Annotated in this window: 21 protein-coding genes and 2 tRNA genes; 17 read left to right on the top strand and 6 right to left on the bottom strand. The window is 71.3% G+C overall.

What is annotated here, in order from left to right:
• Window positions 1–3 precede the first annotated feature (3 nt).
• From AC5L36_RS01280 to AC5L36_RS01260, 5 genes are all read left to right on the top strand, one after another.
• Window positions 4–849 (top strand): DUF3566 domain-containing protein, encoded by an 846-nt coding sequence (locus AC5L36_RS01280; protein ID WP_441216044.1) that lies wholly within the window; start codon window positions 4–6, stop codon window positions 847–849.
• Between the two features lie 90 nt (window positions 850–939).
• Window positions 940–1,016: transfer RNA gene (locus AC5L36_RS01275), tRNA-Ile, on the top strand.
• Between the two features lie 48 nt (window positions 1,017–1,064).
• The gene (locus AC5L36_RS01270; RefSeq protein WP_218577294.1) at window positions 1,065–1,193 is read left to right on the top strand and encodes a DLW-39 family protein; all 129 of its coding nucleotides are present in this window, start codon (window positions 1,065–1,067) and stop codon (window positions 1,191–1,193) included.
• A 29-nt stretch (window positions 1,194–1,222) separates the two neighbouring features.
• A tRNA-Ala gene (locus AC5L36_RS01265) sits at window positions 1,223–1,298 on the top strand.
• A 28-nt stretch (window positions 1,299–1,326) separates the two neighbouring features.
• On the top strand, window positions 1,327–1,983 hold the full coding sequence (locus AC5L36_RS01260; RefSeq protein WP_441216045.1) for a TRM11 family SAM-dependent methyltransferase: 657 nt from the start codon (window positions 1,327–1,329) through the stop codon (window positions 1,981–1,983).
• Here AC5L36_RS01260 and AC5L36_RS01255 read toward each other — a convergent pair.
• Window positions 1,958–2,755, bottom strand: a complete 798-nt coding sequence (locus AC5L36_RS01255; RefSeq protein WP_441216046.1) for an endonuclease/exonuclease/phosphatase family protein — start codon at window positions 2,753–2,755, stop codon at window positions 1,958–1,960. The genes AC5L36_RS01260 and AC5L36_RS01255 overlap by 26 nt on opposite strands.
• 38 nt (window positions 2,756–2,793) lie before the next feature.
• Window positions 2,794–3,600: an alpha/beta fold hydrolase gene (locus AC5L36_RS01250; RefSeq protein WP_441216047.1), complete on the bottom strand. Its 807-nt coding sequence runs from the start codon at window positions 3,598–3,600 to the stop codon at window positions 2,794–2,796.
• Between the two features lie 82 nt (window positions 3,601–3,682).
• Here AC5L36_RS01250 and AC5L36_RS01245 point away from each other — a divergent pair, with 82 nt between their 5' ends.
• Both AC5L36_RS01245 and AC5L36_RS01240 read left to right on the top strand, forming a co-directional pair.
• Window positions 3,683–4,453 carry an SDR family oxidoreductase gene (locus tag AC5L36_RS01245; protein ID WP_494907240.1) on the top strand — a complete coding sequence of 257 codons (771 nt, stop codon included), beginning with the start codon at window positions 3,683–3,685 and terminating at the stop codon, window positions 4,451–4,453.
• Entirely contained in the window at window positions 4,453–5,022 is a 570-nt protein-coding gene (locus AC5L36_RS01240) for a YbaK/EbsC family protein (RefSeq protein WP_441216321.1), read from the top strand. Before AC5L36_RS01245 ends, AC5L36_RS01240 begins: the two co-directional genes overlap by 1 nt.
• Before the next feature lie 3 nt (window positions 5,023–5,025).
• On the opposite strand, the gene AC5L36_RS01235 is transcribed toward AC5L36_RS01240, so the two are convergent.
• Complete coding sequence (locus AC5L36_RS01235; RefSeq protein WP_441216049.1) at window positions 5,026–5,451, bottom strand: CBS domain-containing protein; 426 nt, start codon at window positions 5,449–5,451, stop codon at window positions 5,026–5,028.
• Window positions 5,452–5,479: 28 nt separating this feature from the next.
• Window positions 5,480–7,186, bottom strand: coding sequence for a proline--tRNA ligase (locus tag AC5L36_RS01230; protein ID WP_441216050.1), 1,707 nt, complete (start codon window positions 7,184–7,186; stop codon window positions 5,480–5,482).
• A 75-nt stretch (window positions 7,187–7,261) separates the two neighbouring features.
• On the opposite strand from AC5L36_RS01230, the gene AC5L36_RS01225 reads away from it, so the two are divergent.
• The 3 genes from AC5L36_RS01225 (at window position 7,262) to AC5L36_RS01215 (ending at window position 11,569) form a co-directional block, all read left to right on the top strand.
• The gene (locus AC5L36_RS01225; protein WP_441216051.1) at window positions 7,262–8,047 is read left to right on the top strand and encodes an SGNH/GDSL hydrolase family protein; all 786 of its coding nucleotides are present in this window, start codon (window positions 7,262–7,264) and stop codon (window positions 8,045–8,047) included.
• Between the two features lie 100 nt (window positions 8,048–8,147).
• Window positions 8,148–10,259 (top strand): hypothetical protein, encoded by a 2,112-nt coding sequence (locus AC5L36_RS01220; RefSeq protein WP_441216052.1) that lies wholly within the window; start codon window positions 8,148–8,150, stop codon window positions 10,257–10,259.
• Window positions 10,260–10,282: 23 nt separating this feature from the next.
• Window positions 10,283–11,569, top strand: a complete 1,287-nt coding sequence (locus AC5L36_RS01215; RefSeq protein WP_441216053.1) for an aminotransferase class V-fold PLP-dependent enzyme — start codon at window positions 10,283–10,285, stop codon at window positions 11,567–11,569.
• A gap of 1 nt (window position 11,570) precedes the next feature.
• Here AC5L36_RS01215 and AC5L36_RS01210 read toward each other — a convergent pair whose 3' ends face one another.
• Window positions 11,571–12,812, bottom strand: coding sequence for a YncE family protein (locus AC5L36_RS01210; protein WP_441216054.1), 1,242 nt, complete (start codon window positions 12,810–12,812; stop codon window positions 11,571–11,573).
• Between the two features lie 210 nt (window positions 12,813–13,022).
• On the opposite strand from AC5L36_RS01210, the gene AC5L36_RS01205 reads away from it, so the two are divergent.
• The 7 genes from AC5L36_RS01205 (at window position 13,023) to AC5L36_RS01175 (ending at window position 24,094) form a co-directional block, all read left to right on the top strand.
• A complete protein-coding gene (locus AC5L36_RS01205) occupies window positions 13,023–13,619 on the top strand; it encodes a TetR/AcrR family transcriptional regulator (RefSeq protein WP_441216055.1) in 597 nt (198 codons plus the stop codon).
• Window positions 13,619–14,956, top strand: coding sequence for an acetyl-CoA carboxylase biotin carboxylase subunit (locus AC5L36_RS01200; protein ID WP_441216056.1), 1,338 nt, complete (start codon window positions 13,619–13,621; stop codon window positions 14,954–14,956). The genes AC5L36_RS01205 and AC5L36_RS01200 overlap by 1 nt, the downstream gene beginning before the upstream one ends.
• Before the next feature lie 130 nt (window positions 14,957–15,086).
• A complete protein-coding gene (locus tag AC5L36_RS01195; RefSeq protein ID WP_441216057.1) occupies window positions 15,087–16,211 on the top strand; it encodes a hypothetical protein in 1,125 nt (374 codons plus the stop codon).
• Between the two features lie 307 nt (window positions 16,212–16,518).
• Window positions 16,519–17,832: a chaplin family protein gene (locus AC5L36_RS01190; RefSeq protein ID WP_441216058.1), complete on the top strand. Its 1,314-nt coding sequence runs from the start codon at window positions 16,519–16,521 to the stop codon at window positions 17,830–17,832.
• Between the two features lie 142 nt (window positions 17,833–17,974).
• The gene (locus AC5L36_RS01185; RefSeq protein WP_441216059.1) at window positions 17,975–19,507 is read left to right on the top strand and encodes an acyl-CoA carboxylase subunit beta; all 1,533 of its coding nucleotides are present in this window, start codon (window positions 17,975–17,977) and stop codon (window positions 19,505–19,507) included.
• Window positions 19,508–19,521: 14 nt separating this feature from the next.
• Window positions 19,522–20,661, top strand: coding sequence for an acyl-CoA dehydrogenase family protein (locus AC5L36_RS01180; RefSeq protein ID WP_441216060.1), 1,140 nt, complete (start codon window positions 19,522–19,524; stop codon window positions 20,659–20,661).
• Window positions 20,662–21,595: 934 nt separating this feature from the next.
• Window positions 21,596–24,094: an ATP-binding protein gene (locus AC5L36_RS01175; protein WP_441216061.1), complete on the top strand. Its 2,499-nt coding sequence runs from the start codon at window positions 21,596–21,598 to the stop codon at window positions 24,092–24,094.
• Between the two features lie 265 nt (window positions 24,095–24,359).
• On the opposite strand, the gene AC5L36_RS01170 is transcribed toward AC5L36_RS01175, so the two are convergent.
• Entirely contained in the window at window positions 24,360–24,857 is a 498-nt protein-coding gene (locus AC5L36_RS01170) for a MarR family winged helix-turn-helix transcriptional regulator (protein ID WP_441216062.1), read from the bottom strand.
• Between the last annotated feature and the right edge of the window lie 53 nt (window positions 24,858–24,910).

Below are 24,910 nucleotides of genomic sequence, written 5' to 3'. Positions count from 1 at the left end.
TTGATGACGGAGACACAGGCGAAGTCGGGGGCTGCGGGGACCTCGACCAACCCGGTCGAGGAGGAGGCCGCCCAAGGCGGCACACCGGCGACCGGCCGCGCGGTCGTGGGCCGGGCGGCAGTCCCCGCTGAGGCGCCGTCCCCGAAGTTCACGCGGGCTCCCGGCATGCCTCCACCACCGGAGCAGCCGGGCGACGGGCAAAAGCCTCAGGGCGCGCCGGGTCCGGCCACCCAGGTGGTCTCCGGCAAGGCTCCGGTGAGCTCGCCACCGGCAGGCGCCACGCAGGTGACGCCGGGCCCCGCTCCCGGAGCGCCGGCCATGCCGCCGGGCGCGGGGGCACGTCCGGGTGCCGGGCGGGCCGCAGCTGGCGGGGCCTCGGTGCGCACGGTCGGTGCCGCGGGGTCTGCTGCCGTGGGCGCGGCCCGGGTCGGCGAGGCGGTGCGCGCGGCACGCAGCACGGTGGCGTCCGCGGCATCGCGCGGTCCGCGACGGGCCAAGCTCAACGTAAAGCGCATCGACCCGTGGTCGGTGATGAAGTTCTCCTTCGCGGTCTCGCTGGTGCTCTTCATCGTGGTGATCGTGGCCACCTCGGTGCTCTACCTCGCGCTTGACGCGATGGGCGTCTTCGAGAGCGTCAACAGCAGCCTGACCGACCTGGTGAGTGCCGGCGGCGGAGACGACGGGAGCACGTTCCGGATCACCGCCAAGGGCGTCATCGGCACGTCCGCGCTGATCGGAGCGGTCAACGTCGTGCTCTTCACAGCACTGGCCACGCTCGGGGCGTTCATCTACAACGTCTGCGCCGACCTGGTCGGCGGCGTCGAGCTCACCCTGGCCGAGCGGGACTGATCGGGCATCTGGGGCGCTCGGCGTGGCGGGCGCCCCAACTTGGGAGAAGCTTCCCGGGTACGGTAACCTTGCTCGTCGCCGCACGCGCACGGGGCTATAGCTCAGTCGGTTAGAGCGCAGAGCTGATAACTCTGAGGTCGATGGTTCGATTCCATCTAGCCCCACCATGCGTCCAGCACCATCGGCCGAGACTCAACCTGGAGGGCGATCACCCCATGTGGAAGAAGATTCTTATCATCGCCGGTGTGATCGGTGCGGCGGCCCTGATCGCCAAGAAGGTCAAGGAGTCCAACGACGAGCGCGCCCTGTGGCACGAGGCCACCACCGCGCCCGACCTTCGCTAGTCCACCCGTAGGCGGCCGCGCCGCCAGCGGGGGCCGTAGCTCAACTGGCAGAGCACTGCCTTTGCAAGGCAGGGGTTAGGGGTTCGAGTCCCCTCGGCTCCACCATGGAGCGCTGCGGTCGGATACTGGCGCAGTGAAACCCTGGCTGTACCTGAAGGCGACCGACCTGATCGCGCAGCGCCCGGAGGGCGCCGACGAAGACGTGCACTACCCGGAGGCGCTGGTCGAGGCCGCGCTGGAGGAGTACACGTCACCGGGCGACCTGGTGCTCGACCCGTTCGCCGGCTTCGGCACCACGCTGGTGGTGGCCGAGCGGATGGGGCGCCGGGCGATCGGTGTCGAGTTGCTCGACGAGCGCGTCGACCTGATCCGGGGCCGGTTGGCCGGTGGCGATGTCAGGGTCGTGCAGGGCGACGCGCGCAATCTCGCCGCCCTCGTCGACGGGCCGATCGACCTGTGCATGACCTCGCCGCCGTACATGACCGCGACCGACCATCCGGAAAACCCGCTGACCGCGTACGAGACGCTGGACGGCGACTACGTGACTTACCTGGCCGAGATCGGCGATGTCTTCCGGCAGGTGGCGGGGCTGCTGCGGCCGGGCGGCCGCGCGGTGGTCAACGTGGCCAACCTCGAGGACGACGGGTTCATCACGCCGCTGGCCTGGGACATGGGGCGGGTGCTCTGCCGCCATCTGGTGCTGCGGCAGGAGACGTTTCTGTGTTGGGACGCGCTGCTGCCCGGTCTGAGCGGCGACTACTGCCTCACGTACGAGAAGGCCGCGGGCTGAGGTCGGCCACCACGCCGAAGTGGTCGCTCGCCCACACGCCATCCACGGAGTCGGCGAAGAGCGGCTCGCACCGGTCGACCCGCAGCGTGGGCCCCTTGGCCTCGCAGCGCACGAAGACGTAGTCGATCCGCCGGTCCCAATCCCAGCGCATCAGCGGGTTTCGGGTCGCGAACGTGTATCCCGGCTCGCCGGGGTGTGCCTGCTCCCAGGCGTCCCGGTAGCAGACGCTCAGGCCGTGCAGCGACTGCTTGCCGGACCAGAAGCGAATGCTCGCCGCCTCGGGCGTGGCGTCGAAGTCGCCGGCGAGCACCACGTGTCGCTGGCCGGAGCCGAGCAGATCCTCCACCATGCGGGCCGTGGCCACCGCCTGGAGCTCCCGCTCCAGCTCCATGTGCAGTGGGTACGAGGGTTTGTGGTTGACGAAGAGCAGCGGCTCCGGGCCGTCGACCTCGGCGGCGTACACCCGGCCGATCCACGGCTCGGCGGGGTCGACGCGCGAGGTGACGCTGAGGTCCCGCTCGTGCAGCTTCGTCACCGGCCAGCGGCTGGCGATCGTCGTGCCCGCGCCGTCGTGCGGTGTGCGGGCGCCGCCGTGGTGGATCTCATAGCCATCGCCCAGCAGGTCGGCGATCTGGTCGTAGTCGTCCGTGACGATCGACTCCTGAAACGCGATCAGGTCCGGCCGCAGTTCGCGGAAGCCGTCCGCCAGGACCTTCCGCCGCGTGGGCCAGTCGCCGCGCCGGCACCAGAGGTTGAGCGTCGCAACGCGCATGCCCGCCATCATCACGCCGGCGGCGGGCGTCCGCACGGCTACAACCGGCCGAAGACCTTGGCCGCGAACGCGAGCACCGCCGGATTGACCAGGTCGGGCGAGTCGGCCTGCGGGTAGTGGCCGGAGTCGGGCACCAGCAGGAGCTCGCCGCGCAGGCGCTCGGCCGCGAAGCGGGCCTCGGCCGCAGGGTCGGGAAAGTCCGGGTCCTTTTCGCCCATGACGATCAGCGCGGGCACGCGCACGTCGTCGAGGCGGGCCTCGACCGGGGCGTGGCTGGTGGCCGTCGTGCGCACGAACGAGCGCCAGTGGTCGCCGCGCCCCATGCTGGCGCCGATGCGGTCGAGGTGGGCGGCCAGATCGTCGGGGCGGCGGCCGGGGTAGAGCGTCTTGTAGAACGCCCGCCACGCGGCCGGGCCCCACGGCTTGACCAGCATCAGGCGCTGCACCAGGCGCATGACCGGGTTGGGCTTGGGGTCGCGCACCCACGGGCCCAACAGGGCGAGGCCGGCGACAAGCTCGGGCGCCTCGGCGGTCGCGATGATCGACGCCGCCGCGCCCATCGAATTGCCGACCAGCAGCGCCGGCCCGCCGAGGTGGGTGACCAGGGCGCGGATGTCGGAGGCCACCGCGGGGTCGTCGTACGCGCTGAAGCCGTCGTCGCTCTCTCCGTGGCCGCGCAGGTCCATCGTCGCCACCTGGTAGCCCGCCTCGAGCAGCGCCGGGACGGTGAAGCGGAATGCGGAGCGCAGGTCGCCCATGCCGGGCACGCACACGGCCAGCGGCCCCTCGCCGTGCACCTCGTAAGCGATCCGACCCTCGCCGCGCTCCAGGTAACTACTTGTCATAGCTAAAAAGCTAACAACATTAGCTAGCGTCGTCAAGTCACGTTCGACCCGCCCCGCTCGTCCACACGGCATGAAGGTTCTCGTGACGGGTGCGAGCGGGGTACTCGGGCAAGCCGTGTTGCCCCGGCTCGAACAGGACGGCCAGGACGTGCGCCGGACCAGCCGCAGTGCCAGGCCGGGCTGGGTGCGGGCGGATCTCGCGACCGGAGAAGGCCTGGCGGAAGCGGTCGCCGGCGTGGACGCGGTGGTCCACTTGGCTTCCGCGACGACGCAGTACCGCAAAGCGGGCGAGGTGGACGTCGCCGGCACCCGGCGGCTCGCGACCGCGGCCGAGCGGGCCGGCGTGCGGCACCTCGTGTACGTCTCGATCGTCGGCATCGACCGGATCCCGTTCGGCTACTACCGCCACAAGCTGGCCGCCGAGAAGGTGCTCCAGGCTGGCCCGGTGCCCTGGTCGATCCTGCGCGCCACCCAGTTTCCACAGCTTGTGGACGAACGCTTCCTGCCGGTCGCGAGCCGCCTGGGCGTACTTGTCGCCGACCCCGGCATCACCGTGCAGCTAGTGGACCCGCGCGACGTCGCCGACCGGATCGCGGGGCTGCTGGCGGCCGGGCCGAGCCGGCGGGTGGAGGACTTCGGTGGGCCGGAGGTGCGGACCTCCGAGGAGATCGTGCGCTCCTGGCTGCGCGCGACGGGCAAGCGCCGGCCGGTGCTGTCGCTTCGCCTGCCCGGCAAGACACTGCGAGCGATGCGGGAGGGCGCGCTCACGACCACCGCCCAGCCCACTGGCACGCGGACGTGGGAGGAGTACCTCGCCGAGAGGTACAAGCCGGTGCGAGACTCGCAGGCGTGATAGGGACCTTGAAGACCGAGCCGGCCCGCAGCCGCCCGGACCTCCTTGCCGCGTCCACCGCCGCCGCCCTCGACGCCTGGCCCGCAAACGCGCCGGTGGGCGTCGACGAGGTGCTGGTGGCGCCGATCGACCCGACGCTCGCGGACACGGCGGCGTTCTGCGAGGCGTACGAGGTGGGCCTGGACATCTCAGCGAACTGCGTCGTCGTCGCCGGCAAGCGCGAGGGCGTGACCCGCTACGCGGCCTGTGTCATCCTGGCCACCACCCGGGCCGACGTCAACGGAGTCGTGCGCAAGATGCTCGACGTGCGCAAGGCGAGCTTCGCGCCGATGGCGGAGGCGGTGGAGCTGACCGGCATGGAGTACGGCGGGATCACTCCGATCGGCCTCCCCGAGGACTGGCCGGTCCTCGTCGACTCCCGCGTGGCCGCCGCGGGGTACGTGATCATCGGCTCTGGTGTGCGGCACAGCAAGATCGCACTGCCCGGGACCGCGCTCAGCGCACTGCCCCGCGCGCAGGTCATCGAAGGTCTAGCCAAGGCCGTCGATACCGTTGCACGTGAAACCTGAAGATCAATTATTGGGCGAGGCCTCGCTGATGTCGCTCAGGACGGACGACGGGTCCAGACGCATGGCCAGGTCGCCGAGCGAGACGACGCCCACGAGCTGGCGGTCGGCGTCGCACACGAGCAGCCGCCGCACGGCCCGCTCGCGCATCAACCGGACCGCCTCCTGAGGGCTGGCGTCCTGCTGGATCATCACCAGGTCGGTGCTCGCGATCGAGCCGACGGTCATCTGGCCGGGGTCCTGCCGCTCGGCGACGGCTCGCACCACGATGTCGCGGTCGGTCAGGATGCCGGCAAGCGCCGGCCCCTCCGTCACCACGACGTCGCCGATGTCGGCCGTGCGCATGGCCTGAGCGGCCTCGTCCACAGTGGTCTCGGCGGGCAGGTAGACGACCTGCCTGGTCATCACGTCGCGCACAGTCAGGGTACCCATGAGCTATTCGTACCCGGATGGGCCGCCGCTACACGTGGTCGAGCGGCACCTCGGTGCGTTCCCCGGTGGCCCGGTCGCGCCACTCGACGTACCCCTCGGCGAAGCGGCGGCCGACCACGACGGCCTCGGGGATGCCGATCAGCTCGGCGTCGGTGAACTTCACCCCGGCGGAGACCTGTGCCCGGTCGTCGACCAGCACCCGCCGCCCACGGGCGGCGAGGCGACCGCCGAGCTCGACCGCCGCGGGACCGAGGTCCTTGCCGGCCGCGACCACATGCACGTCGAACGGCGCCACCTCGCGCGGCCACACCAACCCGCGCTCGTCGTGGTGCTGCTCCGCGATGGCCGCCACCGCACGCGACAGGCCGATGCCGTAGCAGCCCATCAACGGCCGCACCGGCTTGCCGTCCCGGCCGAGCGCGTCCACCTGGAACGCGTCGGTGAAGTGGCGGCCGAGCTGGAAGATGTGGCCGATCTCGATGCCGCGGCGCATGGTGAGCGTGCCGGAGCCGCAGCCGGGGCATGGGTCGCCGGCCCGCACCTCGGCCGCCTCGATCGTGCCGTCCGGGGTGAAGTCGCGGCCACACACCACGTTGACCGCGTGGCGCCCGGGCTCGTTCGCGCCGGTCAGCCAGGAGGTGCCGGGGACGACCCGCGGGTCGACGAGGTAGCGCTGGTCGAGCTTTTGCGGCCCGATGTAGCCGCGGACCAGGTCCGGCCGGGTCGACCAAGCGTCGAACATGGCCACCCCCGCCGGATGCAGCGCGGCCTCCGCCCGCTTGAGATCCACCTCGCGGTCGCCGGGCACGCCGATGACGAGAAGGTACGGGTCGGCGCCGGGTGGTGTGACCGTTACCACGACGTTTTTGAGGGTGTCGGCGGCCGTCCAGTCGGCGCGCCCACCCAGCCGGCGGGCGTTGGCGAGCTCCACCAGGGTGTCGATCGTGGGTGTGTCCGGGGTGTCGTGGACCTCCAGGGCCGGGCGGATCGCGGGATCGCTCGGCGCCGGCGCGGGCGTGATCACCGCCTCCGTGTTGGCCGCGTAGTCGCAGTGGGTGCACCCCACGAACGTGTCCTCACCCACCGGCGAGGCGGCCAGAAACTCCTCGGACGCCGACCCGCCCATCGAGCCGGACATCGCGGCCACGACGGTGTAGTCGAGCCCCAGCCGGTCGAAGATCCGCTGGTACGCGCCGCGGTGCTTGTCGTACGCCTCAGCGAGGCCGGCCTCGTCCAGGTCGAAGGAGTACGCGTCCTTCATCAGGAACTCCCGCCCGCGCAGCAGGCCGGCCCGCGGCCGCGCCTCGTCGCGAAACTTGCTCTGCACCTGGTAGAGGATCACCGGGAAGTCCTTGTACGAGTTGAGCGTGTCGCGTACGAGCAGCGCGAACATCTCCTCGTGGGTGGGCGCGAGCAGGTACTCGGCGCCGCGGCGGTCCTTGAGCCTGAAGATGTCCGCGCCGTATGCGGTCCAGCGGCCGCTCGTCTCGTACGGCTCGCGCGGCAGGAGGGCCGGAAACGACAGCTCCTGGCCGCCGATCGCCGCCATCTCCTCGCGGACCACCTGGGTGACCCGGTCGAGCACCAGCTTGCCCACCGGCAGCCAGGTGAACCCGCCCGGAGCGGCCCGCCGGATCATGCCCGCCCGCAGCAGCAGCCGGTGGCTCGGCACCTCGGCGTCGGCGGGGTCCTCGCGCAGCGTACGAAGAAAGAGCGTGGACATCCGCAGCAACATGAGCGCAGCGTAGGCCCCGTCACTGTCCGGGGCACCGGGATTACGCCGTCCCGGGATGGTGCGAGACTTGCGGTCGTGAGATGGCGCAGCTTCGTGGCGGTCGGGGACAGCTTCACCGAGGGGATGGACGATCCGTACCCGCAGGGCGGTGTCTACCGTGGATGGGCGGATCTCGTGGCGACCCGGCTGGCGGCCGAGGTCGGGCCGGACTTCCGCTACGCGAACCTGGCGATCCGGGGGCGGCTCTTCCCCGGCGTGGTGGCCGAGCAGGTGCCGGCGGCGCTCGCGATGCGCCCCGACCTGATCAGCTTCGCGGCGGGTGGCAACGACATGTTGCGCCGCAACTTCGACATGGGTGTCTTGATCGAGCGCTTCCTCAAGGTGATCGCGGAGCTGCGCGGCGGTGGCGCCGACGTGATCCTCTTCCGGTTTTCGGACGCGTGGGTCACCCGGCTGCCCGGCTCGCGGATCACCCTGCCGCGCGGAAATCAGCTCAACCAGGCGGTCGAGCAGGCCGCCGAGGCGACCGGCGCGACCCTGGTCAACCTCAACCATGACGAGGCGTTCCACCACCCTCTTATGTGGAGTGTCGATCGCCTGCACCTGTCCGAGCTCGGCCACCGGCGCGTGGCCGGGCACGTGCTGAACGCGCTCGGCGTCGGCTGCGACGAGGAGTGGCTGCTGGTGCCGCCGCGCCCGGAGCGGACGCCGTGGCTGGCCGCCCGCGCGTCCGACCTGCGGTGGGCCGGGCGCTACCTGGCGCCGTGGGTCAAGCGCCGCCTCACCGGGCGGTCCTCGGGTGACTTCATCAGTGCGAAACGCCCCACACTCGCCCCGGTAGAGCAGGAACGCCAGGCTTAGCCGCATTGTCCATAAGGGATCGCGCACAGTCATACCCGCTCTGTACCCTCCCCCCACCGCTGGCGCAGTTGGGGTAGCCGGCGCAGTTCGGGGAGGTTCGATGCGCTCTTTTTGGAGGCTGGTCGCCGCCGCGGCCACGCCCGTCCTGACCGCCGGAGCCCTGGTCGCGACCGCGCAGCCAGCGGCCGCGGTGGGCACGACCACGATCACCCGGGTGTCGTGGGCATCCGTCGACGCCCGCCATCCACACCGAATCACGATCGACGGCGCGGGAGACGCCCCGGTCGGTACATGGCGCGACGACCAGGGCCGCCGGCACAGGTCCCGGGCCTACTTCACGTTCGACATCAGCCGTTTCCGCGGCACCACGATCGAGTCGGCGATGTTCGTCGGCGCGCAGACAAAGGCCGAAGACTGCACGCAGCGCCCGCCGATCGAGCTGTGGCGCACCGAAGACTTCACCGAGCGGTCGAGCTGGCGGCGGCCGCCCGCGTCGCTCGGCCTGCTCTACACGACAACGTATCCGCGGCCGTGCCCGGCGCCGCGCATCGAGTGGGACGCGGTCGAGGGCCTGCGCCAGGCGGTGGCCGAGGGGCGCCAGACGCTGACCCTCGCGGTGCAGCTGCCGTCCGATGTGGAGCGTGATCCGGCGCAAGGGATCTGGCTGGCCAGTGGCGCCCGCCTGACGGTGCGGTACAACACGTCGCCGGAAGTGCCGACCGACCTGATGGTGCACACCGACTGGCCCTGTGAGCCGCAGGCCCCAGGCCGGCTGCACGGTGACACCGATGTGGCGCTGTCGGCCCGGATCGTGGACCCAGACCACCAGGCCGGGTTCCCCGACCGGGTCGAGGGACAGTTTGCGGTGTGGCCGGTCGACCGGCCGGAGGAGCGCATGGTCCGGCTGGGCAACGCGGGCACCGCGGTGCGGACGGCGGTCTACCCGAAGACCTTGCTGGCGCACGGCCAGACGTACGCGTGGCAGGTGCGCGCGCTCGACCCGCAGACGTCCTCGGCTTGGACCGAGCCTTGTTACTTCACAATGGACCTCCAGCGCCCGGCCGCGCCCAGTGTGTCCTCATCGGACTATCCGAGCGATGGCCAGCTGCACGGCGGTCCCGGCATCGAAGGCGCCTTCACCTTCACTCCCAACGGCACGGCCGACGTCGTCAGCTATCGGGCCAGCTGGGATGGCGGGATCACGTTCACCTCCGTCCCGGCGGAGAGTACGGGCGGCCCGGCCACGTTCCGGTTCACGCCGACCGCGTGGGGGAGCAAGCGGCTGACGGTAAACAGCATCGACGCCGCCGGAAACCGTTCACCGGCCACGGAATACTGGTTTACGGTCAGCCACACCCTGCCCGCGGTCACCGGCGAGATCGGCATGCTGGGGCAGGCGAGCCGGTTTACGTTCGAGCCGACCACCGAGGGTGTCCTGGCCTACGACTACCGGCTCGATGACGGCGCCACCGAGACGGTGACGGCCGGGGCCGACGGGGGCGCGGAGGTGTCCATCGTCGTCAACAGCGGCGGGCAGCACACGCTTCGCGTCACGACGGTCACGGCCGCCGGCCGGCTCGGCACCGTGACGTACACGTTCCAGGTGAAGACCGGCCCCGACATCACCGCGACCGTCTACGCGGACGGCCAGACGAGCGGCGGCCAGGGAGTTCCCGGTGTATTCACGTTCGCTCCGCGCCTGCCCGACGTGGTGGCATACCGCTACACCTTCGGCACGGAGGCGGCGCGCACGGTCGCCGCGGAAGCTGACGGCCGCGCCTCGGTGACCTGGGCGCCGACCGGAGCCGGCCCGATCACGCTGTCGGTGGTGAGCGTCGGTGCGGACGGCACCGAGTCGGAGCCGGCGACCTACTCGTTCAGCGTGGTGGATCTGCGGCCCAGCGTGTACTCCGACGTCTACCACGAGTGGTTCCCGACCGGCGGTCCAGGCGTCGAGGCGACCTTCTACTTCTGGTCCGGCCTGCCCGACCTGGTCCGCTTCACCTACCGCGTCGACGGCGGCCCCGAGCAGACGCTCGACGTGACGCCCGGCAGCCAGCAGGCGACCGTCGTCATGGCGCCGACCGCGGCGGGCGAGATGACCGTGACCGCGCGGGCGCACACAGCCGACGGCACGGTGTCGCCCGAGCGGACCGCGCTCTTCCTGGTCGAGGAGCCGCTGCCGCCGGAGGAAGGCGCGTCCGGATTGTGACCTTCACAGCGCAGGCTGGTCGGATGAGACGGCGAAGCCTGCTGGGAGTGGCGGCGGCCGCGGGGTTTGTCGGTGCGGCCGCCGCCTGTGACGACGAGCCGGCGGCGGCGCCCGCACCCGCGGGCGCGCCGCCCTTGATTCCCACGGACTGGGCCAGCGTACGTGCCCAGTTCGCGGTGAGCACCGAGATCGCGCATCTGTCCACGTTCGTGTTCGCGCCGCACCCGGCGCCGGTGCGCGCGTCGATCGAGCGGCACCGGGCCGGGCTCGACGCCGACCCGATCGGCTACCTGCACGAAAACGAGGCGCGGCTGGACGAGCGGGTGGCGGTGGCCGCCGCGGATTACCTCGACGCAGGGCTCGACGACATCGCGTTCACCGACTCGACCACGATGGGGCTCGGCCTGCTCTACACCGGCCTGCGGCTGGAGCCCGGCGACGAGGTGCTGACCACCGAGCACGACTTCTACGCCACGCACGAGTCGCTCCGGCTGCGGGCTGAGCGCGACGGCGTCACCGTGCGCCGGGTGCGGCTCTACGCCGACTCCGCCAAGGCGAGCACCGACGAGATCGTGGGCAACCTGACCCGCGCGGTGACCGGACGTACCAAGGTGGTGGCGGTGACCTGGGTGCACTCGAGCACGGGGGTCAAGCTGCCGATCCGGGCGATCGCCGACGCGCTGCGTGGCCGCGGCGTGCTGCTCTGCGTCGACGCGGTGCACGGCTTCGGGGCGGAGGACGTCAGCCCGGGTGACCTCGGCTGCGACTTCCTCGTTTCCGGCTGCCACAAGTGGCTGCTCGGCCCGCGCGGCACCGGGCTGGTCTGGGGCTCGGCCGACGGGTGGGCCCGGTTTACCCCGGTGATCCCGACATTCGACGGGCGCAGCATCGGCGCGTGGCTCGGCTTTGACGGCGGCGCGAGCCCGCCCGGTCCGGCGGCCACCCCGGGCGGCTACCACAGCTTCGAGCACCGGTGGGCGCTGGCCGAGGCGTTCGACTTTCACAAGGCGATCGGACGCGAGCGGGTCGCGGCGCGTACCCACGATCTCGCCACCACGCTCAAGGACGGGCTCGCTGGCATCGGCGGGCTTCAGCTCGCCACGCCGAAGAGCCGTGATCTGTCCGCCGGCGTGGTCTGCTGCCAGGTGCGCGACGTCAGCGTCGACGAGGCCGTGGCTCGCCTGCGCGGGCTCAAGGTGGTCGCCAGCGCCACGCCGTACCGGCCCACGCTGCTCCGGTTCGGCACGACGATCGTCAACAACGAAGCCGACGTGGAGGCCGCGCTGAAGGCGGCCCGTACCCTCGCGTAGGTCAGCGGGCGACGGCCTGGCGCACCGAAACGAGGCCGGGCACCACCGTGCGTGACAGCAGCCCGCCGGTGGTCAGGTCGTGGGCGGTGACCGCGCCGTCCTGGCCGACGTAAGCGCGCTCGGCGCCGTCGAGCAGCGCCAGGCCGCGCACCTGGGATCCGGGCGACCACCGGGTGGGGGAGCCGGAGCCACCCAACGGCATCACCACGACCTTGTCGCCGCCCCCGACGACGAGTCGCTGCCCGTCGGCGGTGACCGCGGCGGTCGCCGGCCCGTCGCCGGTCGGTGCGGACAGCGGCATCGTGCGCACCACGTTGAGGCCCTCAGGGTCGATCACGGCGACCGTGCCGGTGACCGCGTCGACCACGCACAGCCGAAGCCCGTCGCCGCTCAACGCGATCGCGTGCCGCTCGGCCGCCCGCACGCCGAACGGCTCGGGCAGGTCGATGCAGAACGCCCAGCGCTGGCCCAGGTGCAGGGTGTGGACGAACGCGTGCACGTGCGGCGCGGAGTCCCGGGCACCGGCGAGCAGGTCGCGGCTGTGCAGGTGGTCGGGCTGGTGGGTGTAGAGGGTGAAGAGCTGCTGCCGCTTGGTGTCGTACACCGCCTGCCGGCCCTGGCCGCGCATCTCCTCCTCGGCACCTGGCGGCAGCACCGCCTTCGCGCGGTTGAGCAGGGGCTCCACCTTGCCGGAGTGCAGGTCGAGGGCGCGTACGCGGTAGCGGTCCGGCGCGGTCGGCGGCAGGTAGTCGAGGACGAACAGGTACTGCCCGGTGACGTCGAACGCCTCCGGCTCCAGGTTGCCGATCAGGTCGACGCGGATCCGCTCGCCGCTGCCGTCGGCGACCGCGATGGTGGTACGGCTGCGCGGGCCGGCCGGCGAGGCGAGCGCGACCAGCCGCCCGTCGGCGCTGACCACCCGCGCGTCCAGCTTGTCGCGGATCACGCCGCCGGCGACCACCTCGCCGCCGGGCAGCCGGTATGTGGCGAGCTTGGTGCCCTTGCCGGTCCACTCGGTGCGTACCAGGCGGGTGCGGTCGCCGGTGATGATCGAGGGCGCCGCCGGCACCATGGCTTTGCCGGTGCCCGCCTCCACGACCGAGAGCCCGGCCTTCGTCTCCACGATGAGCAGGTCACCGGGGGTGGCCTTGGGCTTCGCCGCGGTGCCGGAGTCGCAGGCGCCGAGCACGGCGCCCGCGCCGGTGAGCCCGGCGAGCTGGAGGACTGTGCGCCGATTCGTCATGCCGGGAAGAGGCGTGACGGACCGTGATGGTTCCAGGCCGATGCCGTGCCGGCCCGGCACGCCTTCGACCTCGGGCCGGGTGTCCTCTGTGGACGGCATGTCGGTCGACGCGCTCGCCGCGGCCCTGGCGAGTCTTCTCTCTCAGCGCTGGTGGAGAGAGGGCGCCGATCGCATGATATGCGTGTGTTGACAATTCGTTACGCTGACCCGGTGACGGTGGAGCAGCAGACGTCGTCGGCGCCGGCCCGTAGGCGGACCCGGCGCGACGAGATAATCGAGATCGCTGTGGGCCTCTTCGCGGCCCGCGGTTACCACGGCGTGTCGATGGACGACATCGGCTCAGCCGCCGGGGTCACCGGGCCAGCGCTCTACCATCACTTCGCCGGCAAGGAAGCGATGCTCGTCGCGGCTTTGATCCCGGTCAGCGAGGGCCTCCTCGAGGGTGGTCGGGCCCGCGTGGCAAGCCACCCTGACGACGCCCGCGCCGCGCTGGAGTCGCTGATCGACTTCCACGTCGAGTTCGCGCTCGCCAACCCGGCCGTGATCGCGCTGCACCTGCACGAGCTCGATCGGTTGCCCGAAGAGCCGCGGCGCCAGATCCGGCGCCTCCAGCGGCTGTACGTGGAGGAGTGGGTCAGCGTCCTGACCAACCTCCGCCCCGAGTTCGTGGCTGGCGAGGCCCGGGTGCTGGCGCACGCCGCCTTCGGCCTCATGAACTCGACGCCGTTCCTCGGCGGTGAGGTCGAGCGCGAGCGCCGTGCGGCGCTGCTGCGCGACGCCACGCTGGCAGCGCTGGTCGGGCAGTGATGATCGAGTCACTCCTCGTCGCCAACCGGGGCGAGATCGCTCGCCGGGTCATCCGCACCGCCAAGCGCCTCGGTGTGCGTGCCATCGCGGTGCACTCCGAGGCTGACGCCGGGCTGCCGTTCGTGGCGGAGGCCGACGAAGCGGTCAACGTCGGCCCGGCCAATCCCGCGTTGAGCTACCGAAACACCGAGGCGATCCTGTCCGCGGCCAAGGCGACCGGCGCCCAGGCGGTGCACCCCGGCTACGGCTTCCTGTCGGAAAACGCCGACTTCGCCCGTGCCGTCGAGGCCAGCGGCCTGATCTGGGTCGGGCCCGGCGCCGAGGCGATCACGGCGATGGGCGACAAGATCAATGCGCGAAACCTGATGGCCGCGGCCGGGGTGCCGGTCGCGCCCGGCACCACCGACCCGGCCGCGACGGCCGAGGCCGCCGTCGAGGCGGCCACCTCGATCGGCTACCCCGTGATGGTCAAGGCGGCCGCCGGCGGCGGTGGCATGGGCATGGGCGTAGCGGCCGACGAGGCGGCGCTGCGCACGGAGTACGACAAGGTGCGCGGCTTCGCCGAGCGGATGTTCGGTGACGGCTCCGTGCTGATCGAGCGTTACTTCCCGCGCGTGCGCCACATCGAGGTGCAGATCCTCGGGCTGGCCGACGGCCGCGTCGTGGCGCTCGGCGAGCGCGAGTGTTCGGTGCAGCGCCGCAACCAAAAGCTGCTGGAGGAGTCGCCCTCACCCGCGGTCTCACCCGAGCTACGCGAGCGGCTGCTGGCCGCGGCGGTGCGAGCGGGCGAGGCGGTCGGCTACCGCAACGCGGGCACGGTCGAGTGCCTCTTCGACCCGGGCAGCGGCGACTTCTTCTTCCTGGAGATGAATACCCGGCTCCAGGTCGAGCACCCGGTCACCGAGTTCGTGTACGGGTTGGACCTTGTCGAGGAGCAGCTGCGCGTGGCCGCCGGGCTGCCGCCGACGTTCGACCCGGACGGGCTTGTGCCGCGCGGGCACGCGATCGAGCTGCGGGTCAACGCGGAAGACCCGAAGCGCTTCCTCCCCGGGCCGGGCGCGATCACGGCGTGGGTCGAGCCCTCCGGCGAGGGCGTGCGGGTCGACTCGGGATACGCGGCCGGCACGACCGTCACCCCGTTCTACGACTCGCTGATGGCGAAACTGATCGTGTATGGCGACGACCGGGCGACAGCCATCGAGCGGGCCCGCGCGGCGGTCGCCGGTTTCGAGATCGCCGGTCCGAAGTGCAACCTACCGTTCTTCGCCGAGATCCTGGACAACGACGAGTTCATTTCCGGCGACTACGACACGGGCATCGTCTCCCGGATGCGTTAAAAACACTTTTCCCGAAATACGCCGCGTGACCCACACGCGCCCGTATCGTTACCAATTACGAGCGGCGGTCAAACCGGTCCGAATAGATCGGATCGCCGCCACGAACGGGTAACGCAGGGGAAGGCGGGACATGACGGGGTCGGGAGTCGAGCGCACTCAGCGCACGGCGACGCGACCTGCGCATGTCCGCCTCGGCCTGCGCGTGCTGGCCGTCGGCGGTCTGGCGGGAGCGGCCTGGCTCCTGTCCGCCGCCTCGGCACACGCCGCGGAAGGCGCCCTGCCCGCCGAGGACGCACCCACCGACCTGTCGGTGGTCTCGCTGGTCGACGGCTCCGGACAGTCCACTCTCGTCTCGCCTATCGCGGAGACGCTGGACACCACGCTGGTCGCGACCGATCTGGTACACGTAGGGCGGGCTAGCACGGTCGTGCTGCCCAGCGCCACGGCCGCGTCCTCCGTCCCGGTCACCGCGCAGCCGGCCACCCGGCCGGATGGCGACCAGGACAGCACCGCCCGCGTGGCGGCCGGCGAGCCGGCGGGTGCCCAGGCGCCCACCGCCCAGCCGCGCACCACGCGGGACCGGGCCGGCTCCGGTGACGGAGCCTTGCTCGGCGCGGTCCGCGGCCTGACCACGCCACTGGGTCTCTCCAGTGCGTTGGCCGGGCCGACGGGCCTGCTCACACCGTTGACCCGAGCGGTCGACCCGGTGGTCGCCCCGCTGGACGGGGTCCTGCGTCCGGTTGCCGGCGTGCTGCTCACCGCGGCACAGCCGGTCACCTCGACGCTGGGCTCGGTCACGCGCGCGGCCTTCGGTGCCGACCCGACGGGGCAGCGGGGGTACGAGTTGATCCCGGGGGCCACACCAGTCCCTGGAGTCGGGGTGCAGCCGGCCGAAGCCAGTTCGGCGGCCGGGCCCGGCACGCGGACAGTGGGCCTCGCCGAGGTCGACACCGATTCATTCTCCGGCGACCGGCGCTATGCCGGCACGGAGCTGCGCTCGGCCGAATCTCCGGACGAGCGCCCGGGCAGCGGAAACCTGCCCGATCGGCACTTCCCCGCGCCCCTTCGGGCGTACCTCGGGGCGGGTGCCGGGATCCCGGCCGGTGGGCCAGGATCCCACGCGGAGGGCGGCGCGTTCGCCGTCGTTCCCTCATCGGTCGTGCAGAGCACGGTGGCGTTCCACCGGCTGCCGGTCACGACTGACGTCGCGGTCCTGCGGCACGATGCCGAGGCCCCGACCGTCTCACCTGACTAAGTGGTGTCCCGTGCCGGTCGCGTGTCGATCGGCCGGGAAGACGCCCAGCCCCATCCGGCTCTCCGGATAGGTGGAGAAGTGCGGACGAATCCCAGGAACCGCTCTCACTAGCGGTGGATCTCCCGTACACCGATCACTGAATTGGGCGCAAGTCGACAGGTGGGATCAGGGTCGAACAGCCATGGCTCCATCGCGCCCGAATACCGGACGGCGAGCGTGTTCGTACGGTCGCTCGCAACAAATAGCAAAATCGACAATCGAATAGCAGTGCCATTTTCATGACAATTACCGAAGGGCAATTCTTCTCATGAAGACTTGGGTTCGCAAGACGCTCAGCGTCGGTGTGCTGGCCGCGGGTGCGCTCCTGTTCGCGCCGTCGGCCGTGCAGGCCGACACCGCTCAGGTGTCGATCGACAACAACGGCATCGCGAACGGCAACCAGGCCTACGCGCCGATCCAGATCCCCGTGAACGTCTGTGGCAACGGCGTGGGCGCGGTCATCGGTGTCGGCGTCGGGATCAACGGGGCGTGCGTGAACGGCGCCGCCCAGGACGTGGACCACCGCGAGTCGGCCCGCACCGAGTCGTCCCGCAAGAACGCGAAGCGCACCGAGGACACCCTCCAGTTCAGCTGGGGCAACGACGGCATCGCGAACGGCAACCAGGCCTACGTGCCGGTCCAGGTGCCGGTCAACGTCTGTGGCAACGGCGTGGGCGCGGTCATCGGTGTCGGCGTCGGCGTGAACGGCATCTGCGCCAACGGTGCCGCTCAGGACGTCGACCACAAGGAGTCGAAGCGCACCGAGGACACCGCCCAGGTGTCGGGTGACAACGACGGGATCCTGAACGGCAACCAGATCTACGTGCCGGTCCAGGTCCCGATCAACATCTGTGGCAACGGCGTGGGTGTCCTGGGTGTCGGCGCCGGCATCAGCGGCGCCTGCATCAACAGCGCGGCGCAGGACGTCGACCACAAGGAGTCGTCCCGCACCGAGGACACCCTCCAGTGGAGCGGTGACAACGACGGGATCCTGAACGGCAACCAGATCTACGTGCCGATCCAGGTCCCGATCAACATCTGCGGCAACGGCGTGGGCGTCGTCGGCGTCGGTGTCGGCGTCAGCGGTGCCTGCTTCAACGGGGCCATCCACGACGCGGACATCGAGGAGTCGAAGCGCACCGAGGACACCGCCCAGGTGTCGGGTGACAACGACGGGATCCTGAACGGCAACCAGGCCTACGTGCCGATCCAGATTCCGATCAACGTCTGCGGCAACGGCGTGGGCGTGGTCGGCGTCGGCGTGGGCATCAGCGGTGCCTGCGTCAACGGTGCCGCCCAGGACGTCGACGTGGACGACGACGACGACAACGGTCACCACCACTACAAGGGCAAGAAGAGCGACAAGGGTGGTGACCACGGCTACTACAAGAAGGAGTCGCTGCCCCTGGTCGGCGGCCTCGCCGGGACGCTCGCGGGTGGCCTGCCCACCGGCGGCCTGCCCACCGGTGGCGACACCTCCTCCCTGCCGGTCGCGGGTGACCTCGGCAGCGGCGTGAAGACCAGCAAGGTCAACGTCGCCGGCGTGGACCCGATGGGCCTGCTGAACCAGGTTCCCGCCTGAAGCGTGGGGATCTTCTGATCCGCTGAAGCACCACAATGGGCAGGGCCTCCGCAACCAGCGGGGGCCCTGCCTTCATGCGTACGCTGGCCTTCTCCGCGCGCCGCGAGGTGATACCCTAACGATCGTTCAGGAAGGGGTTGGCGTGACGCTCGACGGTGAGGCGCTCGAACGGCTGCGCAAGCGCGCCCTCGCGGGCGGTGCCGAGAAATACCACGCGGCCAACGCGGCCAAGGGCAAGCTCTTCGCCCGCGAGCGGGTAGCGCTGCTGGTCGACGAGGGGTCGTTCGTCGAAGACGGGCTGTACGCGAACGCGCTGGCCGATGGCCTCCCCGCCGACGGCGTGATCACCGGACAGGCCACCGTCGACGGCCGGCCGGTCTGCCTGATGGCCAACGACTCCACGGTCAAGGCCGGGTCGTGGGGCGCCCGCACGGTCGAGAAGATCATCCGAATCATCGAGCGGGCGTATGCGACCGGCGTGCCGATGATCTACCTGGTCGACTCGGCCGGCGCCCGGATCACCGACCAGGTCGACCTCTTCCCGGGCCGTCGGGGCGCCGGCAAGATCTTCTGGAACCAGGTGCGCGCCTCGGGCTCGATCCCGCAGGCCTGCGCCCTCTTCGGCCCGTCCGCCGCCGGCGGTGCGTACATCCCGGCGTTCTGCGACGTCGTGGCGATGGTCGAAGGTAACGCGAGCATGTACCTCGGCTCCGACCGGATGGTCGAGATGGTCACCGGGGAGAAGACCACGCTGGAGGCGATGGGCGGCGCGGCGGTGCACACCCGCGAGTCCGGCGTCGGCCACTTCCTCTGCAAGACCGAGGTCGAGGCGCTGGAGACGGTCAAGCGCTACCTCTCGTACCTACCGGACAACTGGACGCAGCAGCCGCCCGTGGCCGAGCCGGCAGCGGCGCCGTCCAATGTAGACCTCGCCGCGCTGGTGCCGGAGAGCGAGCGGCAGGCCTTCGACATGCGGCGGTACGCGCGCGGCCTGCTCGACGAGGGCAGCTTCTTCGAGATCCAGGCGCTGTGGGCGCGCGAAGTGACGGTCGGCTTCGGCCGGCTGGCCGGCGAGGTGGTCGGCGTCGTGGCCAACAACTCGATGTTCAAGGGCGGCGTGCTCTTCGTCGACTCGGCCGACAAGGCGACCCGGTTCATCCAGCTCTGCGACGCGTTCAACGTGCCCCTGCTCTTCCTCTCCGACGTGCCCGGCTTCATGGTCGGCGCGGCGGTGGAAAAGGAAGGCATCATCCGCCACGGCGCCAAGATGATCACGGCGGTGTCCGAGGCGACGGTGCCCAAGATGTGTGTCGTGGTGCGCAAGGCGTACGGCGCGGGCCTGTACGCGATGGCCGGTCCGGGCTTCGAGCCGGACGCGACGATCGCCCTGCCCACCGCGAAGATCGCGGTCATGGGCGCGGAGGCGGCGGTCAACGCCGTCTACGCCAACAAGATCGCGGCCATCGACGACCCCGAAGAGCGGGCCGCGTTCGTGGCCGCCAAGCGCGCCGAGTACGAGCGCGACATCGACATCGTCCGCCTGGCCAGCGAGCTCGTGGTCGACGCGGTCGTGGAGCCGCACGAGCTGCGCGACGAGCTGGTCCGCCGGTTCGCCGCAGCGCGCGGCAAGGAACGGCATTTCTCCAAGCGCCGCCACGGCGTGACGCCCGTCTAGCAAAGGAGTCGACCATGCTCACGCAGGAGCACGAGGCGTTGAAGGAAAGCGTGCGGGAGTTCGCGCGCGAGGTGGTCGCGCCGGTGATCGGCAAGTACTACGAGCAGCACGCCTTCCCGTACGACATCGTGCGGCAGATGGGGCGGATGGGCCTGTTCGGCCTGCCTTTCCCCGAGGAGCACGGCGGCATGGGCGGCGATTACTTCACGCTCTGCCTCGCGCTGGAGGAGCTGGCCCGGATCGACTCGTCGGTCGCGATCACGCTGGAGGCGGCGATCTCGCTCGGCGCGATGCCGATCTACCGCTTCGGCACCGAGGCGCAGAAGGCGGAGTGGCTGCCCCGGCTGACCAGCGGCGAGGCGATCGCCGCGTTCGGGCTGACCGAGCCGGGCTTCGGTTCGGACGCCGGCGGCACGCAGACCCGCGCCGTGCTCGACGGCGACGAGTGGGTGATCAACGGCTCGAAGGCGTTCATCACGAACTCCGGCACCGACATCACCGCCATGGTCACCGTCACCGCCGTGACCGGCACAAACCCCGACGGGTCGAAGGAGCTGTCGGCCATCATCGTGCCCTCCGGCACACCCGGCTTCACCGTGCAGCCCGGGTACTCCAAGGTGGGCTGGTGCGCCTCGGACACGCACGAGCTGACGTTCAGCGACTGCCGCGTGCCGGCGGCCAACCTGCTCGGCGAGCGGGGGCGGGGGTTCGCCCAGTTCCTCCGGATCCTCGACGAGGGGCGGATCGCGATCGCGGCGCTCGCGGTGGGCCTGGCACAGGGATGCGTCGACGAGTCGGTCAAGTACGCCAAGGAGCGACACGCGTTCGGGCAGCCGATCGGTGCGTTCCAGGCGATCCAATTCAAGATCGCCGACATGGAGGTACGCACGCACACCGCCCGCCTCGCGTACTACGACGCGGCCGCGCGCATGCTGGCCGGCGACGACTTCAAGCGGCAGGCGGCGATCGCCAAGCTGCACGCCAGCGAGATCGCCGTGACCAACGCCCGGGAGGCGACCCAGATCCACGGCGGCTACGGCTTCATGAACGAGTTCCCGGTAGCCCGCTTCTGGCGCGACTCCAAGATCCTTGAGATCGGCGAGGGCACCTCGGAAGTCCAGCGGATGATCATCGCTCGCGACCTAGGGCTCTAGACTTCCCGAGCCAAGATCAAAATCCATTGAGCTACCGCGGCGTCCGTCGTGGTCCAGACCGCTGCTCCCGCGGCCTCACCCTCCGCGCTGGTCGCGGTCACCCCGGCGGCTGCGCCGGGCCGTGGGCCGGGTAGCCGCGCCGGTGGCTGCTGTGTCGCGGTCCCCGTAGCGGCCGGCCGCCCGGCTCATGGTGACAACAAATCCCTGATTTGCGGGCTTCCCAAGCAGGCGGTCGGAGGCAACAAAATCAGGGATCTTGTCATGATCTTGCCCGCGCGAGCGTGACGGGCGGCGGACGGGTGAGCCGCGGGAGCGACGGTGGACCCAATGCCGCTCGCCCTAAGTCGATCAAGAACTGGCCTGGACATTCAAGGCGCGTGGGTGACAGGACCGGCCGGGTCCACGGCACCACATGGTTTCCTGCCCGCGCACGATGGGTCGGCCTCGCCCGCCACCGTCTGTGACGCAGCGTCAGCAGGCTCAGGTAAGAACTTCCAGATCTAGGACAGTCAGGGTTGATATGGCGCCCTAACTCTCCAAGATTTCGAATATCGGGCCGCGCGCACGGCGACGGCGGTTACTCAGGGCGACGAAGCCCGGTTCCGGGTCTCCCGCCGCCTGGTCGGCAACAGGCATTGTGGACAAACGGCGCGCATCCGGTGGGGCAAAGGGGTTGACCGCGACCAGCGGCGGACGGGTGAGGCCGCGGGAGCGACGGTCTGGACCACGATGGACATCGCGGTAGCTCGAAATCTCAAGATCTCAATCAAACTGGATCGGCGCGCTTCGACCTCGGCCTGTAGGGGCGCGATCACCGAATGAGTGGGACTTTCGGGTCGTCGAGGGCCGTTCTGTCGGGTATCCGAAGGTCCACCGGTCGGCGAGGCGACGCATCGCTCCCCAAGGTTGCTACCGATGCGTACTCTTCCTGGCCATGACCCCGGATCATGGCCCTGACCAGGGCAACACCGCGTTTGACGCGCTGCTGCGCGCCAGGCGGCTGGCGGCCGGCCTCACCCAGGCCGAGCTCGCCGGGCGGGCCGGCGTGGGTATCCGGACGGTGCGCGATCTTGAGCGCGGACGGTCCCGCCCGCAGCGTACGACTGTGGAGCTGCTCGCCAAGGCGCTCGGCCTCACCGGTCGGGAGCGGGCCGACTTTCTCGGCGCGGCGCGGGGGACGAGCGTGGAGGTCGGGTCGTCCGGGCCGGCCGGCGTCGAGCTGCCGGCGGCGGGCGAGCTGATCGGGCGTGATCGCGACATCTCGGAGCTGGCCGGGCTGCTCGCCGGGCTGGACAGCCGCACGGTGAGCCTGGTCGGGCTGGCCGGGGTCGGCAAGACCGGGCTCGCGCTGGCCGTGGCCCATCGTGTGGCGAACGTCCACCCTGCCGGGGTCGCCGGGATCCTGGTGTCGGACGTGTCGACGCCCGACGACGTGCTGGCCGCGATCGCGTCGGTCTTCGGCGTCGGCCGTGCGGCCGACCTCGCGGGGCGCCTGGCCGGTGCGCCGGCCCTGCTCATGGTGGACGCGGTGGAGCGGGCGCCGGACGCCGTCGCCGTGGCGCTGACCTGGCTCGCCGGGGCCGCGCCGACCCTTCGGGTGCTGGCCACGGGGCGGCACCCGATCGGTGTTCCCGGGGAGCGGGTGTGGCCGGTGGCGCCGCTGGAGGTGCCGCCGGCCGACGTCCAGGCGGACCTCGACGCCGTCGCCGGCTACCCGGCGGCGGCGCTGTTTCTGGCTCGGCTCAGGCAGGTGCGCCGCGAACCACTGGAGCCGGACGAGGTCGGCGCGCTCGTCGGCCTGGTCCGCAGGCTCGGCGGCCTCCCGCTCGCGCTGGAGCTGGCCGCCGCCCGCGGGCGGGTGCTCGACCTCAACGAGATCCTCAACCGGTACGGCGACCGCGTGCTCGACCTGGCCGGCCCGGCTTCGGGGCCGGCGCCCTCCGACGCGCGGAGCGAGCCGGCGGTCACCGTCACCTTGCGGGACGCGGTCGCGGCGAGCTACCGGCTGCTGGAGGCGGACGAGCGGCGGGCGCTTCGGCGGCTCTCCGCGTTTCGCAACCGCTGGTCGGTCGACCTCGCCGAGTCGATGCTCGCCGACGAGACCGGCCAGGTCGCCGGCGGAGACCCGGTCGAGTTGCTCGACCGGCTGATCGCGCTCGGGCTGCTGAGCGTCCGCGGCTCGGGCCCCTTTCGCTTCCGCCTCCTCGACGTGGTGCGTGACTTCGCCACCGAGCGGGCCGCGGCAAACGGCGAGTTGGGCCGGATCCGGCGGCGGCACGCGGTGGTCTTCTCCGCCTTGCCCGCGCGGACCGCACCCGAGCTGGCCGGCGGCAACTTCTCGGCGTCGGTCAGCCGCCTCGACGACGTGGCCAGCGACCTGTGGGCCGCGCTGGCGTACTCGGCCAACGACGACCCGCACACCGCTCTGCGCCTCGCGGCGGGGCTGCCGCGGTGGTGGCGCTTCCGTGGCCGTGACGTGCCGGGGCGGCAGTGGCTGCGGCGCCTGCTGGACGACCCGCGTACCGCCGACGCCGACCCGCTCGTACGGGCCTGGGCCGGCGTCGGGGTCGGCCAGCTCGCCGCCGAGCACGGGGGTGGCGCGGAGGAGCTGCCGGCGGCCGAGGCGGCGCTGGCGGAGTTTCAGCGCGCCGGCGACCTGACCGGTGAGCTCGCCGCGCGCAGCCTGCTCTGCGCGCTGTGGATGACCACCGGCGGGTACGACGAGGCGCGCCGCCACGGCGAGGCGGTGCTGGCGCTGGCCAGCCGGGCGGGGCGGATCCGGGACATGGCGGTGGCCCAGAACAACCTCACCTGGCACGAGATCCGGGCCGGCGACCTGCGGGCCGCGCGGCGCCGGCTGGCCGCGGTCGACCGGCTCGCGGAGCAGTGCGGCGAGCACCGGCTGCGCGCGCTGGCCCGGGCCAACCTCGCCGAGGTCGCCCGGCTCGACGGCCGGTACGCGGAGGCCGAGGCGCTGGGCCGGCGCGCCATCACGGCTTTGGCCGAGCTCGGCGATCCGGGTCACCGTCGGCGGGTGCTCGGCACGATCGGGCGGGCACACGCCCAGGCCGGCCACGTCGACGAGGCGCGGGCGGTGCTGGCGGAGATCCGGCAGCTCGTCGCCGCTTCCGAGCCGGTGACGCCGGAGCGCCTGGCACTGGGCCGGGGGGAGTCGGGCGAGGCGGCCTCGATCGAGGCGATCCTGGCGTTCAACCGGGGCGACAAGGAGTCCGCCGCCGAGTGGTTCAACGCCGCGGCACAGGCGTACGCCGGCGGGCACGACCTGCGTGACGTGGCGGAGGCGCTGGTCTGGCTCGTGGCCAGTACCGAGGACCCGGAGGCGCGGCGCGCGGCCGTGGACTGGCTGACCTCGGTCTGCAAGGAGGGCGGCATCACGCTGCTGCCCCGGGAACGGGCGCTGATCAGCGGCTGAACGCGTGATCAGGACGCCATTCAAACCGGCGCGAGTCCGACTTGAAGGACGCCCTGATCACTTCGTAGGCGGCGCGAACGGAGACGCCCCCCGACTCGGGTCCCCCTCGACCCGCCCGCGCCGCACCCCCGTGGTGCCCCTCCCGTGCGCTGCACGCTAGCCACTTCTACGGGGATATTTGTCCGCTTAGGACCTAGTTGCAGGAGTCGTCAAATCACTTCTGCCGGTCTTTCTGCCGGTCACGCCTGATTGGTATCTCTCTGCGTCACACCTCGACCACGACGTGCTCGGACGGCGCGGAACCCGCGGTGGCACCCGGGTGGACCGCGTCACGAATCGTGCGCAGCGCGTCGAGGAAGGTGGACAGCTGACCGGCCGGCAGCTGACCGGTGAACCACCGCTCGATCAGCGCGAGGTGCTCGGGGAGGATCGCCTCCAGCTTGCCCAGGCCACTCTTCGTGATCACCGCGTAGGAGCTGCGGCGGTCGGACGGGCAGGCGCGGCGGGTGATGAAGCCATCTCGCTCCATGCGGTCGACCACCCGCGTGACGCCGCTGGTCGAGAGCGACGTCTGGGAGGCCAGGTCGGTCATCCGGAGCTGGTGGCCCGGAGAGCGGGCGAGGCGCATGAGGACCTCGAACTCGACCGGCGACAGACCGTGCTCGCAGAGCTGCACGGCGAGCCGGGCGTTGAGCCCCGTATGCACCTCGAAGAACAGCCCGGCGGCGGTCAGCCGTGGGTCGCCAAGGAGGTCATCGGACACCTGTACAGCGTAGCACCCCTTGACACGTGGAATATTGCCGTGCGTATAGTTGC

The sequence above is a fragment of the Phytohabitans sp. LZ39 genome (assembly GCF_059359075.1).
This window is presented reverse-complemented; position numbering and strand designations above follow the sequence as displayed.